The sequence below is a fragment of the Allosphingosinicella sp. genome, from assembly GCF_059502505.1.
In genome coordinates this window covers 50,539-64,775 of the sequence record NZ_JCACEU010000020.1, presented here as the reverse complement: position 1 = coordinate 64,775, position 14,237 = coordinate 50,539, and the positions used below count along the sequence as shown (strand labels likewise).

Sequence of the window (14,237 nt, the reverse complement as noted above, 5' to 3'; positions counted from 1 at the left end):
CGTAATGGTGAGCTTGACAGCCGGGCGATGCAAGCGGATCGTTACGAAGGGAGAAAGAACCGCAGCAGCGGTCGCCCGGGCCAGGGGGAGGACCATCATGAAGCGTGCGCGCGTGCTTGCCATTCTCGCGGGGGCGGCATCGCCGCTCGCTTTCACAATCGCCTCTCCTGCCGCGGCCCAGAGCGTCCCAGATCCGGCCCCGCAGTCGGGCGAGATCAGCACCCCCGCGGGTGCCGAAGACAGCGGCGATGCACAGAGCGGCACGACCGACGCCGCTCAGCCGGGCGCTGCGGATGACGACATCATTGTCACGGCCCAGCGCCGCGCGGAGACGCTGCAGAGCGTGCCGATCGCCGTCTCCGCCTTCACCGGTGAGGCGCTCGAGCGCCAGCAGATCGAGAATGCGCTCGACCTTCAGTTGAGCCTGCCCAACGTCACCTTCACCAAGACCAACTTCACCTCGTCCAGCTTTACCATTCGCGGCATCGGCGACCTCTGCACCGGCTTCGCCTGCGACCAGGCGACGGGCATCCACGTCAACGACATGCCTTTGCTCTCGACGCGCCTTTTCGAGACCGAATATTTCGATCTGGAGCGGGTCGAGGTGCTGCGCGGGCCGCAGGGAACCCTGTTTGGCCGCAACGCGACCTCCGGCGTCGTGAACTTCATCACCGCCCGGCCCGATCTCAACGAGTTCGGCGCGAGCGCGGGCATCGAATTTGGCAATTACGACTCGATCAAGCTCAACGGCATGATCAACCTGCCGGTGTCGGACATGATCGGCATCCGCCTGGCGGGCTACTATCTGAACCGCGAGGGCTATACCCGCAATCTGTTCGACGGCAGCCGCATCGACGGCCGCGACCTCTATGCGCTACGCGGCACGATCCGCTTCCAGCCGACGGAGAGCACCATGCTCGACATCATCGGCTATTATTTCCGCGAGAAGGACGACCGTTCGCGCATCCAGAAGCAGCTCTGCGCGCGCGACAATACCGGCGTCCTCGGCTGCCGCCCGGACCAGCTCGGATTCGACGTCACCAACGGCGCTTCCACCCTTGGCGGCATCGTCTCGTCGCGCGAGCTGTTCGCGCTGCAATCGGGCGGCGCGCTCACCAATTTCGGCCTGTCGAGCGTCTACGGCCCGGACGCTTTCTTCGGCGGCCAGACCGTGCCTACCGGCCTGCGTACGGTGAACATCGACTTCAATCCGACCTATTTCGCCGAAGAATATCACATCATGGGCAAGCTCGAGCAGGCGATCGGCGATCAGCTCAGCCTGAATGTGACCGGCGGCTACGCCAACAACACGGTGGACTCGCGCACCGACTTCAACCTGGCGGCCGGCAATTCGCTGGCCAACAATCCCGGGCTCCTCCTCCTCGCCGGCGCCAGCCAGCTGCCCGGCTCCCCGTTCGTGCGGGTGCGCAACGCGGTCATTCCGAACGGGCCGGGCGGCGGCGTCTGCACGTCCGAGACCAACGGTTTTCTGACCGGCATCTATGGCGGCTTCGTCAACCGCTGCACGCCCGGCAGCACCGATTATGACCGCTCGACCTCCAAATATCGCCAGTGGGTCCTCGAGGCCCATCTCGACAGCGACTTCGACGGCCCGTTCAACTTCCTCTTGGGCGGCATCTACGTCGACTCCCGCTTCCGCGACGGCGACTATTACGTGGCCTCGTTCGGCCTCGATTACGGTGCCGGCATCCTCGGCGCCGCGTCGAGCGGCGGCGCGGCCTTCCTGGCGCCGCCCTTCTTCCGCAACAACAACGACCTGTTCACGCTGAAAAGCTACGGCCTTTTCGGCGAGGCCTATTTCGACATCAGCGACCGGCTGTCCGTCACCGGCGGCCTGCGCTATTCCAACGACCGCAAGTTCGTCCGCGCGCGCAGCCCGCTGCTGAGCTTCGCCGTTCCCTACGGCCTCACCGACGCCAACGAGTCGCCGTTCCTTGCCGGATACGATGCCGATGCGTCCACGCCCGGGATCCAGGCCTTTGCCGAGGATCGCGCCAAGTTCGACGAGGTCACCGGCCGCTTCGTCGTCGATTTCGAGCTGACGCGGGACAATCTCCTCTATGCCTCCTATTCGCGCGGTTACAAATCGGGCGGCATCAACCCGCCGATCGACCCGATCTTCAACGTGCCGCGCAGCTTCGCGCCGGAGATCATCAACGCCTTCGAGATCGGCGCCAAGAACACCTTCGCCGGCGGCGTCCTCAGGCTCAATCTGTCCGCCTTCTACTACGACTATAAGGATCTGCAGCTCAGCCGCATCGTCGCCCGCACCTCCGTGAACGACAATACCGATGCGGAGATTTACGGCGTCGAAGCGGAGGCGGTGCTGCGTCCCACGCCCGACCTGCTGATCAATCTCGGCGCGAGCTATCTCAAGTCGAAGATCAAGGACCTCGCGCTGGTCGACCCGCGCGACGTGTCGGGCGGGCGCAGCGACACGGTGATCATCAAGGACCTCACCAACGCCTCCAACTGCGCGGTCCAGCCGACCGGTCCCGGCGGCGCCGCCTCCTCCAATGGCTTCGTCGGCGCCGTCAACGCCGCCCTCGGCCTGCGCCCGGCGACGGCGGTGCCCGGCACCAACACGACCGGCGCCTATTCGGTGTGCGGCATCCTCCAGGCCGCGGCCGCGGGCAATATCGGCGCCGCCAACCCGGCCCTCGCGCCGCTCCAGGCGCTGCTGAACTTCAATTTCAACGGCGGCCAGGCCGGCGCGCTCCCGTTCATCGTCAATGACGGCGTCCTGGTCGACGTCTCCGGCAACGAGCTGCCCAACGCGCCCAACGTCAAATTTTCCGCCGGCGCGCAATATACGTTCCGCTTCGCGAGCGGCATGACGCTCGTGCCGCGTGCCGACTTCACCTATACGGGCGAGCAATTCTCCCGCAGCTTCAATACCAGCGTCGACCGCATTTCCGGCTTCGAGCAGGTCAATGCGCAGATCCAGCTGAACGCCGCCGACGAGCGCTGGTTCGTCCGGGCCTTCGTGCAGAACCTGTTCGACAGCAATTCCATCACCGGCAAATATGTGACCGACCAGTCCGCCGGCCTCTTCACCAATATCTTTACGCTGGAGCCCCGCCGCTACGGCATCGCAGCCGGTGTGAAATTCTGACCGATCTCGCTGCGCGGGTCCGTTTCTGCTATGGAAGGGACCTGTGAAGCACGAGCGCATCCGCGCCGCCTCGGCTCGGCCGAACGTCAGGCACATTCCCGGCGCGGACGGGCTGCCGATCGTCGGCACGCTGCCCGCCCAGCTTCGCGATCCGCCCGCTTATGCGCGCCGAATGGTGGACCGCTACGGCCGCGTCTTCCGCACGCGCATGTTCGGCCGGCACTGGGTGATCCTGATCGGACCGGAAGCGAACGAGCTGGTCCTGTTCGACAGGGACAAGGTCTTTTCATCGGAGCTCGGCTGGGGGCCGATGCTGGACCGCGTCTTCCCGCGTGGGCTGATGCTGATGGACGGCGAGCTTCACCGTGCCCATCGCCGCATCCTCTCGGTCGCGTTCAAGCCCGCGCCGATGGCGCGCTATGCCGAAGCGATGCAGGCCGGCATCGCTGAGCGGATCGCCACCTGGAGCGGCCGCGAAATCCTCTTCTACCCGGAAATCAAGCAGCTCACGCTCGATCTCGCCGCAACCTCCTTCCTCGGCATCCCGCTCGGCCCCGAGGCGAGCCGGATCAACCGCGCCTTCATGGACGAGGTCGCCGCCTCCGTCGGCGTGGTGCGCTGGCCGATCCCCCTCACCAAGATGGGCCGCGGCGTCGCCGGCCGGCGCTACCTGATCGACTTCTTCAAGCGCGAGGTGCCGAAGCGGCGGGACAGCGACGGCGACGACCTGTTCACCCAGATCTGCCATGCGACCGACGAGGAGGGGCGCCAGCTCGATCCGCAGCAGATCGCCGACCACATGAACTTCCTGATGATGGCGGCACACGACACCATCACCTCCTCGCTCACCTCCACCATGTGGCAGCTCGGCCTCAATCCTGAGTGGCAGGACCTGCTGCGCGAGGAGGCGCGAGCGAACGATGTTGGCTCGCTGCCGCTCGCCGAGCAGGCATTCAAGGAGGCGCTGCGGATGGTGCCGCCGGTGCCCTCGCTGCCGCGCCGGGCGGTGAAACCGTTCCGGTTCGGCGGCTACGACATACCGGCCGGCGTCGGCATCAGCGTCTCGCCGTCCTTCGTGCACAAGATGGAGGAATATTGGCCGGAGCCGGAGCGCTTCGATCCGACCCGCTTCGCGCCGGAACAGGTGCGGGCGCGGCATAAATATGCATGGGTGCCCTTCGGCGGCGGCGCCCATATGTGCCTCGGCCTGCACTTCGCGATGCTTCAGGCGCGCATATTCATGCACGCTTTGCTTCCCGGCCACCGCATCCGGCTGACCGGCGCGCAGCCGACTAAGTGGCAGGCGTGGCCGATCCCGAAGCCGCGCGACGGTCTGCCGCTTCGGCTGGAGCGCCTCTAGCGTCCTGCCAGCGGGCACGGATGGTGTCGCTGGTCTCCCGCGATCCGTCATGGCTCCAGCCCGGCTGACGCAACAGATAGCCGAGCTTGTTCCGCCACCCCGGCGCCCGCCACATGTCGCCCGCAATCCCGATCCACTCGTGGAAGGCGGCCCAGAGGATGTTGAACGAACCCAGTTGCTTCACGAGGCCGTAGCGCGGCCGGTCCTCGTCCCGCTCCGGCTCGAAACTGCCGAACATCCGGTCCCAGACGATGAACACGCCGGCATAGTTGCGATCGAGATAGCGCGGATTGACCGCATGGTGGACGCGGTGGTGCGAAGGCGTGTTCATCACGGCCTCGAACCAGCGCGGCATCCGCCCGACCACCTCGGTGTGGATCCAGAACTGGTAGACCAGGTTGAGGCCGGCGCAGAAGAATACCATGGCGGGCGGAAAGCCGATCAGGAAGAGCGGCAGCCGGAACAGGAACGCGAGGCTGAAGAAGCCGGTCCAGGTCTGCCGGAGCGCGGTCGACAGATTATAATGCTGGCTGGAGTGATGGATGACGTGGCTCGCCCAGAACCAGCGGACGCGGTGGGCGGAGCGGTGGAAGACGTAGTAGGCGAGATCGTCCAGCACGAAGCAGAGCACGAACGCCCACCACGCCCAGCCGATTTCGAGCAGCCGGAACTGGTGCACCCATGTGGCGAGCGCGAACACTGCCCCCGCCGAGAGCAGGCCGGCGATCGAGCTGCCGAAGCCGAGGGTCAGCGAGGTCAGCGTATCCTTCGGGCAGTAGCGCCGCCGCGCCTTTGCCCGCGCGACCAGCATCTCGGCGAACACCAGGGCGATGAAGCCGGGAATGGCGAGATCGACCGGATCGGGCAGGTCCATGGCCCACAACCTACAATAAGGTCAGCAGTCTGTCTCGTTCCTCGGGCGGCAGGCGCAAGGCGATCCCGCCGAACATCCGTTCCCCGCTCTCCACCCGCAGCCCCGTGTCCAGCCGCTCCACCCTCAGCGGGCGCTTTGCCCGCCGCGCCGCGACATGCACGCCGTGCAGCTTCAGCAGCGCTACATCGCCCGCGTCACCCAGCACCAGAGCGGCACGCCTGTCGCTCGACAGCAAAGCCTCGCCCGCAAGGAATCCCGGCAGCGCCTCCTCCGCCATCCGCCCGGCCTCCGCTGCATCCGTCAATCCGCCGCCACCGAGCCCGAGCCAATAGGCCGCGGCCGCGAGCCCAAGCACGCCGAGAACGGAGCCAATGAGGAGGGGGATGTTCACACCTGCGAACGTCGCACGGGATCGGGAACGCGTCTACCGGCGTCGCCACGCAACGTTGCAACAAAGATACACACGTCGCAAATCAGTCACGCCAAAGCACTTATTCTATTTTGAGTTTCTGAAAACTACGCAATCCTCTTCTTCCGGGACGGCCGGGGGGCCGCTCCCATGTGGGGGATTTATCATGCGCCGTCTCTCTCGTGCCGCTCTTCTCGCATCCTTGTCGTCGCTCGCGCTCGCCGCGTCGCCCGCTTTTGCCCAGGATCAGGCCGATCCTGCCGATCCGGCGCTCGACGAGGTTCAGACCACCGAGCAGGACGTCGATCCGCAAAGCTCGATCATCGTCACCGGCACGAGGCGCGTGAACCGCGTCGTCGCCGACAGCCCGGTGCCGATCGACGTCATCTCCTCCGAGGCGCTGAGCCAGAGCGGCTTCACCGAGACCAACCGCCTGCTGCGCGAGCTGGTGCCCTCGTTCAACTTCCCGCAGCCGTCGATCACCGACGGCACCGACGTGATCCGCCCGGCGACGCTCCGCGGCCTCTCGCCCGACCAGACCCTGGTGCTGGTCAACGGCAAGCGCCGCCACTCGACGGCCCTGCTCAACATCAACGGCTCGGTCGGCCGCGGCTCGGCCGCGGTCGACATTAACCTCATCCCGTCGATCGCGCTCAGCCGCGTCGAGGTGCTGCGCGACGGTGCCGCCGCGCAATATGGCTCCGACGCAATTGCCGGCGTGATCAACTTCCAGCTCTCGGACGCGCGAGAAGGCGGCCGGATCAGCGCCACGATCGGCCAGTACGACACGCGCGTAAGCGGCATCGAGCAATTCACCGGCCTCACCCTCAACGCCGCCGGCCAGCCGGTGCTGGCGCCCGACGCCAACCGCAACGGCAATGGCGACATCTTCGAGACCGACACCACCGGCCGCGATCGCAAGGCGACCGACGGGACGACCATCACCATCGCCGGCACGATCGGCCTACCGCTCGGGCCGGAAGGGCATCTCAACCTCTCCGCCGAATATCAGGACCGCGATCCGACCAACCGGACCGGTTTCGATCCCCGCCGCCAGTATAACCGGCTCGCCAACGGCAACGTCGATCCGCGCGAGTTCGAGTTCAATCGCCTCAGCCACCGCTACGGCGATGCCAAGACGACCGACATGAAGCTGTTCGCCAATGCCGGCCTGCCGCTCGGCGACGCGGTCGAGCTCTACAGCTTCGCCAGCTACGGCGTGCGCGACGGCACCAGCGGCGCCTTCGTGCGCCTCGCCAACGACGCCCGCAACGTGCCGGCCATCTACCCGGACGGCTTCCTGCCGCTGATCAATTCGGAGCTGAACGATTATTCGGTGGTCGGCGGCGTGCGCGGCGAGGTGAACGGCTTCCGCTACGACCTTTCCGGCAGCCACGCCCGCAACGCGTTCGATTTCACCATCTCGAACACGCTCAACCGCTCGTTCGGCGCCGCTTCAGCGGTCCGGTTCGATTCCGGCGGCCTGCGCTACCGGCAGACGATGGTCAATCTCGACGTCAGCACCGATCTCCAGGTCGGCTTCCTCAACGAGGTGACTGCCTCGGCCGGCCTCGAATATCGCCGCGAGGGCTTCCGCATCCGCCCCGGCGAATTCGGCAGCTACGGCAATGGCGGCATTCCGGGCACCCCGTCGGGCGCGCAAGGCTTCCCCGGCTTCGCGCCGGTGATCGGCGGCCAGCAGGTGGACCAGCAGCGCAACCGCGACAACATCTCGGCTTATGCCGAGCTCGACGCGGACGTGACCGACGCCTTCACCGTCCAGATCGCCGGCCGCTACGAGGATTATTCGGACTTCGGATCGGACATCAACGGCAAGATCGCTGCCCGCTTCGAGCCGCTCGAGGGTCTCGCCCTCCGCGGCGCCGCCTCGACCGGCTTCCGCGCGCCGTCGCTCCAGCAGCAATTCTTCGCGGCCTCGGCGACCAACAACGTCAACGGCGTGCTGCTCGAAACGGTGACGCTGCCGGTCGACAACCCGATCGCGATCGCGCTCGGCGCCACGCCGCTCGATGCTGAAACCTCGGTCTCCTATTCGGCAGGCCTGGTCTTCACGCGCGTGCCTGGGCTGAGCGTCACCGTCGACGTCTATCAGGTCGATATCGACGACCGCATCGTCGTCACCGACAACCTCTCGGCCAACCGCGCCGCCAACGCCACCGATCCGGGCCGCACCATCGCCCAGATCCTCGATCAGGCGGGCTTCACGGCCACCAACGCGGCCCGCTTCTTCGTCAACGGCGTCGACACCCGCACCAAGGGCCTCGACGCCGTCGCGACCTACCGCATGTCGCTCGGCGAAGCCGGCCGGGTCTCGCTGACCGCCGGCTACAATTACAACAAGACGACCTTGCAGCAGATCCTGGCTGCGCCGGGCCCGCTCGCCAACATCCCGGGGTTGGTCCTGTTCGGCCGCCAGGAATCGCTCCGCCTCGTCCGCGGCCAGCCGCGCGACAAGATCAATGTCGGCCTCGACTATGACTGGCAGTGGCTCGGCGTCACCGCTCGCGCCAACCGCTTCGGCGACGTGCTCGCCGCCGGCACCGATGCGTTCGGCGACGTGTTGCTCGAGGCGAAGTGGATCACCGATCTCGAAGTGCGCGCCCAGGCGAACGACCGGCTCGAGTTCGCGGTCGGAGCGAACAATCTCTTCGACGTCTATCCGACCAAGACCCCGACGGGCTTGGGCGTCGACCCGGTGACCGGCGCTGCGCGTGCCTATCCGGCCACCAACTATGTCGCGCCTTATTCGTCCTTCTCGCCGTTCGGCTTCAACGGCCGCTACCTCTACCTGCGCGGCTCGTTCAAATTCTGATCAAGGGCTTTTGACGAGTGTCTGCTTCGGGTCCGAAGCAGGCACTCACTTCCGGCGAGAAATATGTCGCCGCAAAGCCAGCATCCCCGCCGTGCCTCCAACGCTCACGATCCCGAAGACAAGGCCGAAGACCGCACCGGGAAGGGATTGCAGCAGCCACCCCACCCAGACACCGAAAAATGCAGCCCCGATCAGCGGATGCAGCGCCAGGCGCAGATCCGTCAGCGCGACGAGGAACAGGCTCAGCATTCCCGGCGGGACGCTGAGCAGGAGCACACCCATGGCGAGGGCGAGGGCGATGCCCGGACCCTCGGCCCCCTCCGCTCTGAGGAAGCTTAGGAAGGCATTCAGTCCCCAGCCCGCTGCCGCATCGAAGACTGCCGGCGTCACCAGCGATGCCGCCAGGCCGGCGAGCGCCGTCCAGACATAGACGGACAGGAACCAGTAGACATAGGTCGGCTGCCACTCGGAGCTGCCGCGGCCGTCGTGCAAATGCCCCTCCTTCTCGTTCGCTGTGAGCGTGTCAGCTTCCCACGATGTCGGCAACGGGTGGATGGAAGATGTTTGACGCTGAGCTGCAGTCCGAAGGGGAACATTCGGCGCGGGATTCGCGCTTCAACAGCGTGAGCTTCGGTGTTTCAGAGTTGCTGTCGGTAGCAGATCTTGTGGCCGGCCTGTCGGCCGACGCCCACTGGATCGCCGCGAGCGCGGTCTTCCTCCTCACGGCGACGCTGATGGCGTTCGGCATCCCGGGCGTGCTCATCCCCCTGTCGGTCGCGTCCGGAGCATTTCTCGGACCGGCTTATGCAGCCGCGGCCGTTGCGCTGGGCGCTCTCCTCGGCAGCCAGGTCTTCTTCCATCTCTCCCGTCACGCCTTGCGCGACCGAGCGCGGCACCGGCTCGGCGCATTCATCAACAAGATCGAGAAGAACTTCGGCCGCTACGGCTTCTGGTACGTGGTCGGCCTGAGGGTGGCCGGAGCCCCGCATTTCGCCATCACCACCGCCTGCGCGGTTCTGCCGATCCGCCCGGGCGCATTCGCCGCCGCCACATTGATCGGTTTGCTGCCCGTAACCCTTGTCGCGGCAGCGTTCGGCTCTTCCTTCTGAAGAGTTCGAAGCCGCGATGTAAGCGCTAGCCTCGCTTCACCAGGCTCTGGCCGAGCCGTTTGGCCATTTTGCCCCAGGGTGGTCCGAGGCGCTCCATTGCATTGAAGAAGCCGATCTTGTGGACGCCGCGCGCGTGGCTGAAGCGGCGGAAGCCCTCAAGCCCGTGATAGGCGCCGATCCCGCTCGGCCCGACGCCGCCGAACGGCAGGCTCTCCTGTGCGACATGGAGAATGGTGCCGTTCAGCGTGACACCTCCCGAGAGGGCGCCGTCGAGCACGCGGTCGTGCTGCCTCTGGTCGCGGCTGAAGCAATAGAGAGCAAGCGGCCGTTCCCGCTCGGCGACGAAGGCGATAGCCTGGTCCAAACTGTCATAGGGGACGAACGGCAGGATCGGCCCGAAAATCTCCTCGGTGAGGAAGATCGTCTCTGGAGGGGCGTCCAGAATGAGGGTCGGGCCGATCTTGCGCCTTTCGCGGGCGCCGGCATCCTCGTGCGCCAGCACCTTCGCGCCCGCTGCCCTGGCATGCTCGATCGCCTTGGCGAGGCGGTCGTAATGGCGCTGGCTGATGATCGAGGAATATTGGTCGTTGCCGGCCACCGCCGGGTAGGAGCGCCGCGCCTGGGCGAGCACGGCGTCCGCCAGCTTCTCGATGAGGTCGCGCGGCGCCAGCACGTAATCCGGCGCGATGCAGGTCTGGCCCGCGTTGATGAACTTGCCGAAGGCGATGCTTCGCGCCGCCTTGTCGAGCGGGTAATCGGGGCAGACGATCGCCGGCGACTTCCCGCCCAGCTCCAGCGTCACCGGCGTCAGGTTCCGGGCCGCCGCCTGATAGACGGGCCGCCCCACCGCGGTGGAGCCGGTGAAGAGGAGGTGATCGAAGGGCAGGGCGGCGAAGGCCTGGCCGACTTCGACCCCGCCCGTCACCACAGCGGCCTCTTCCTCGTCGAAGCGCTCGGCGATCAGTCGGCGGATCAGCTCCGAGAAGGCTGGGGTCAGCTCCGACGGCTTCAGCATCACTCGGTTGCCGGCGGCAATCGCGTCCACCATCGGGTGGAGCGCGAGCACGGCGGGGTAGTTCCAGGGCGAGATCACTCCGACCACGCCGAGCGGCTCGTAGCGCATCCAAGCCTTTGCCGGCTGGAACATCGCGCTCACCCCGCGCCGGCGAGGCTTCATCCAGGAGGCGACTTTGCTGCGCGCATGCTTCACGGCCCCAAGTGCCGGCGCGAGTTCCAGCAGCTCGGTCTCGGTGATGGAGCGGACGCCGAAATCGTCCGAGATCGCGCGGGCGATCGCGTCCGCATTGGCGCTGACGAGGGCGCCCAGCCGCCCGAGCCGGTCGCGCCTCAGCCGCGCGTCGGCGATCCCACCCCTTCGCGAGGCGGCATGCTGCAGGTCGAAGATCCGCCGCGCCTCGGCGTGGCCGTCCTCAACGATCCTGCTGTCGGATTCGGCCACCCGCCCCTCCTGTGCCCCTAACGCCAGCGATGATGCGCCCGCAGTGGTAGCGGTGCAATAGCGCCGGCAAGGGCGGTTGACGCGCCGCTGGATAGCCTTAACACGGTCGACGGGCCACGCCGTCCCAACGCGGCGCGTGCTCTCTGCGAGGAGAGACTGATGATCAACGAACGGCCGGGCGAGAAGCCCGTGCGCCCCCATTTTTCCTCCGGCCCTTGCGCCAAGCCGCCCGGCTGGGGACCCGAACATCTCCCGCACGGATCGCTCGGGCGCTCGCATCGCTCCAAGCTCGGCAAGGCGCGGCTCGCTCACGCGATCGAGCTGACGCGCAAGATTCTGCGGGTGCCGAAGACGCATCGGATCGGCATCGTCCCCGGCTCCGATACCGGGGCGGTCGAGATGGCGATGTGGTCGATGCTGGGCGCGCGGCCGGTGACGATGCTCGCCTGGGAAAGCTTCGGTGAAGGCTGGGTGACCGACGCGATCAAGCAGCTGAAGCTCGACGCGACCGTGATCAAGGCGCCCTATGGCGAGCTGCCGGACCTCGGGGCGGTCGATCCCGCTACGGACGTGGTCTTCACCTGGAACGGCACCACTTCGGGGGTGCGCGTGCCTGACGGCGACTGGATCAGTGAGGCGCGCGAGGGCCTGACCATCTGCGATGCGACCTCGGCCGCCTTCGCGATGGAGCTGCCCTGGGACAAGCTCGACGTCACCACCTTCAGCTGGCAGAAAGTGCTGGGCGGGGAGGGCGGCCACGGCATGCTGATCCTCGGCCCGCGCGCCGTCGAGCGGCTGGAAAGCTACACGCCGCCCTGGCCGCTGCCCAAGATTTTCCGCATGACCAAAGGCGGCAAGCTGATCGAAGGCATCTTCCAGGGCGAGACGATCAACACGCCGTCGATGCTCGCCGTCGAGGATTATATCTACTCGCTTGAATGGGCGCAGGGGCTCGGCGGCCTGCACGCTCTCATTGCCCGGTCGCAGGCCAATGCCGCGGCGCTCGATGAATGGGTTCAGGCGACGCCCTGGATCGAGCATCTTGCGGCCGATCCGGCGACGCGCAGCACGACCAGCGTCTGCCTGAAGTTCGCCGGCGGCGGAGACGTCGAGGCGCAGGCGGCTCTGGTCAAGAAGATGGCGAGCCTGCTCGAAGGCGAGGGCGCCGCCTATGACGTGGCGAGCTACCGCGACGCGCCGTCGGGCATCCGTATCTGGTGCGGCGCGACCGTCGAGACGGACGACGTTGTCGCGCTCGGCCCCTGGCTCGACTGGGCCTTCCACGAGGCACGCGCCGCTTAAGCCCTCTCCCCCTTGAGGGGAGAGGGTTGGGAGAGGGGGAGTCTGAGTTTTCGAACAGAGGGTCGGGAAGGGCCATGGACTCCCCCTCTCCCCGACCCTCTCCCCTGAAGGGGAGAGGGAGAAGAAATGCCCAAAGTCCTGATTTCCGATCAGATGGATCCGAAAGCCGCCGAGATCTTCCGTGCGCACGGCATCGAGGTGGACGAGAAGCCCGGCCTGTCCAGGGACGTGCTGAAGGCGATCATCGGCGACTATGACGGCCTCGCGATCCGCTCCGCCACCAAGGTGACGGCGGACGTGCTCGACGCCGCCACGAACCTCAAGGTCGTCGGCCGCGCCGGCATCGGCGTCGACAATGTCGACATCCCTGCCGCCTCGGCGCGCGGCGTCGTGGTAATGAACACGCCTTTCGGCAATTCCATCACCACGGCCGAGCATGCCATCGCCCTGATGTTCGCGCTCGCCCGCGAGCTCCCGGCTGCCGACGCCTCAACTCAGGCCGGCAAGTGGGAGAAGAACCGCTTCATGGGCGTCGAGCTGACCAACAAGGTGCTCGGCCTGATCGGTGCCGGCAATATCGGCTCGATCGTCGCCGACCGCGCGCTTGGGCTCCGGATGAAGGTGATCGCCTATGATCCCTTCCTGACGCCCGAGCGGGCGGTCGATCTCGGCATCGAGAAGGTGGACCTGAACGAACTCCTGGCACGGGCCGACTTCATCACCCTCCACACGCCGCTCACCGACCAGACCCGCAACATCCTCTCGCGCGAGGCGCTGGCGCGGACCAAGAAGGGCGTGCGCATCATCAACTGCGCGCGCGGCGGACTGATCGACGAGGATGCGCTAAAGGAAGCGCTGGAGAGCGGCCAGGTGGCGGGCGCGGCGCTCGACGTCTTCATCGAGGAGCCGGCCAAGGCCAGCCCGCTGTTCGGCACTCCGGGCTTCGTCGCGACGCCGCATCTCGGCGCGTCGACCACGGAGGCGCAGGTCAACGTCGCGATTCAGGTCGCCGAGCAGATGGCCGATTTCCTCAACACCGGCGGCGTCACCAACGCGCTGAACGTGCCGGCGCTGTCCGCCGAGGAGGCGCCCAAGCTCAGGCCCTATATGGAGCTCGCCCAGGAACTCGGTGCGCTCGTCGGCCAGCTCGAGGGGCGCCGCCTCAAGGGCCTCGCGATCGAAGTGGAAGGCGCGGCCGCGAGCCTCAATCAGAAGCCGATCACCAGCGCCGTTCTAGCCGGCGTGATGCAATCCTATTCGGCGACGGTGAACATGGTGAACGCGCCGCACCTCGCGAAGGAACGCGGGCTCGACGTGCGCGAGGTGCGGCATGACCGCGAAGGCGACTATCACACGCTCGTCCGCGTCACTGTCCGCACGCCGGACGGCGAGAAGTCCGTCGCCGGCACCCTGTTCAGCAATTCGGCGCCGCGCCTGGTCGAGATCTTCGGCATCCGCGTCGAGGCCGAGCTCACCGGCGAGATGATCTACATCGTCAACGACGACCAGCCCGGCTTCATCGGACGCCTGGGGACGACGCTAGGCGAGGCGGGCGTGAACATCGGCACCTTCAATCTGGGCCGCCAGGCGGCGGGCGGGGAGGCGGTCGCCCTCGTGTCGGTCGACAGTCATGTCGAGCCGGCAGTCCTCAAGCGCCTCCAAGCCCTGCCGGGCGTGAGGACGGTGAAGCCGCTGCGCTTTTGAAGAAGTCGAGGAGCGCCCGGCCAGGCCCGCCTTCCTTGACGAGAAGGTAGG

The 14,237-nt window shown here is 66.8% G+C and carries 10 protein-coding genes; 6 read left to right on the top strand and 4 right to left on the bottom strand.

The window, feature by feature from the left end:
• Positions 1–97 precede the first annotated feature (97 nt).
• Both AC5JBD_RS16060 and AC5JBD_RS16055 read left to right on the top strand, forming a co-directional pair.
• Positions 98–3,136, top strand: coding sequence for a TonB-dependent receptor (locus AC5JBD_RS16060; protein WP_495722832.1), 3,039 nt, complete (start codon positions 98–100; stop codon positions 3,134–3,136).
• A gap of 43 nt (positions 3,137–3,179) precedes the next feature.
• Positions 3,180–4,496 carry a cytochrome P450 gene (locus tag AC5JBD_RS16055; RefSeq protein ID WP_495722831.1) on the top strand — a complete coding sequence of 439 codons (1,317 nt, stop codon included), beginning with the start codon at positions 3,180–3,182 and terminating at the stop codon, positions 4,494–4,496.
• On the opposite strand, the gene AC5JBD_RS16050 is transcribed toward AC5JBD_RS16055, so the two are convergent.
• Both AC5JBD_RS16050 and AC5JBD_RS16045 read right to left on the bottom strand, forming a co-directional pair.
• A complete protein-coding gene (locus tag AC5JBD_RS16050; protein ID WP_495722830.1) occupies positions 4,429–5,370 on the bottom strand; it encodes a sterol desaturase family protein in 942 nt (313 codons plus the stop codon). The two genes, AC5JBD_RS16055 and AC5JBD_RS16050, sit on opposite strands and share 68 nt — an antisense overlap.
• Positions 5,371–5,380: 10 nt before the next feature.
• The gene (locus AC5JBD_RS16045) at positions 5,381–5,761 is read right to left on the bottom strand and encodes a hypothetical protein (RefSeq protein WP_495722829.1); all 381 of its coding nucleotides are present in this window, start codon (positions 5,759–5,761) and stop codon (positions 5,381–5,383) included.
• Between the two features lie 184 nt (positions 5,762–5,945).
• On the opposite strand from AC5JBD_RS16045, the gene AC5JBD_RS16040 reads away from it, so the two are divergent.
• The gene (locus AC5JBD_RS16040) at positions 5,946–8,612 is read left to right on the top strand and encodes a TonB-dependent receptor plug domain-containing protein (RefSeq protein WP_495722828.1); all 2,667 of its coding nucleotides are present in this window, start codon (positions 5,946–5,948) and stop codon (positions 8,610–8,612) included.
• Between the two features lie 45 nt (positions 8,613–8,657).
• Here the strand turns inward: AC5JBD_RS16040 and AC5JBD_RS16035 are convergent, their stop codons facing one another.
• On the bottom strand, positions 8,658–9,104 hold the full coding sequence (locus AC5JBD_RS16035; protein WP_495722827.1) for a hypothetical protein: 447 nt from the start codon (positions 9,102–9,104) through the stop codon (positions 8,658–8,660).
• 68 nt (positions 9,105–9,172) lie between these two features.
• Here AC5JBD_RS16035 and AC5JBD_RS16030 point away from each other — a divergent pair, with 68 nt between their 5' ends.
• Positions 9,173–9,721 carry a VTT domain-containing protein gene (locus AC5JBD_RS16030; RefSeq protein ID WP_495722826.1) on the top strand — a complete coding sequence of 183 codons (549 nt, stop codon included), beginning with the start codon at positions 9,173–9,175 and terminating at the stop codon, positions 9,719–9,721.
• 25 nt (positions 9,722–9,746) lie between these two features.
• Here AC5JBD_RS16030 and AC5JBD_RS16025 read toward each other — a convergent pair whose 3' ends face one another.
• Positions 9,747–11,180 (bottom strand): coniferyl aldehyde dehydrogenase, encoded by a 1,434-nt coding sequence (locus AC5JBD_RS16025; RefSeq protein ID WP_495722825.1) that lies wholly within the window; start codon positions 11,178–11,180, stop codon positions 9,747–9,749.
• 159 nt (positions 11,181–11,339) lie between these two features.
• On the opposite strand from AC5JBD_RS16025, the gene AC5JBD_RS16020 reads away from it, so the two are divergent.
• Complete coding sequence (locus AC5JBD_RS16020) at positions 11,340–12,482, top strand: phosphoserine transaminase (protein WP_495722824.1); 1,143 nt, start codon at positions 11,340–11,342, stop codon at positions 12,480–12,482.
• A 126-nt stretch (positions 12,483–12,608) separates the two neighbouring features.
• The gene (serA, locus tag AC5JBD_RS16015) at positions 12,609–14,186 is read left to right on the top strand and encodes a phosphoglycerate dehydrogenase (protein ID WP_495722823.1); all 1,578 of its coding nucleotides are present in this window, start codon (positions 12,609–12,611) and stop codon (positions 14,184–14,186) included.
• Positions 14,187–14,237 lie beyond the last annotated feature (51 nt).

Bases quoted from the DNA above. Each gene is read 5' to 3' on its own strand.
- AC5JBD_RS16060 (WP_495722832.1), top strand. From the start codon at position 98: ATGAAGCGTGCGCGCGTGCTTGCCATTCTCGCGGGGGCGGCATCGCCG.
- AC5JBD_RS16050 (WP_495722830.1), bottom strand. From the start codon at position 5,370: ATGGACCTGCCCGATCCGGTCGATCTCGCCATTCCCGGCTTCATCGCC.
- AC5JBD_RS16040 (WP_495722828.1), top strand. From the start codon at position 5,946: ATGCGCCGTCTCTCTCGTGCCGCTCTTCTCGCATCCTTGTCGTCGCTC.
- AC5JBD_RS16030 (WP_495722826.1), top strand. From the start codon at position 9,173: ATGTTTGACGCTGAGCTGCAGTCCGAAGGGGAACATTCGGCGCGGGAT.
- AC5JBD_RS16020 (WP_495722824.1), top strand. From the start codon at position 11,340: ATGATCAACGAACGGCCGGGCGAGAAGCCCGTGCGCCCCCATTTTTCC.
- serA (WP_495722823.1), top strand. From the start codon at position 12,609: ATGCCCAAAGTCCTGATTTCCGATCAGATGGATCCGAAAGCCGCCGAG.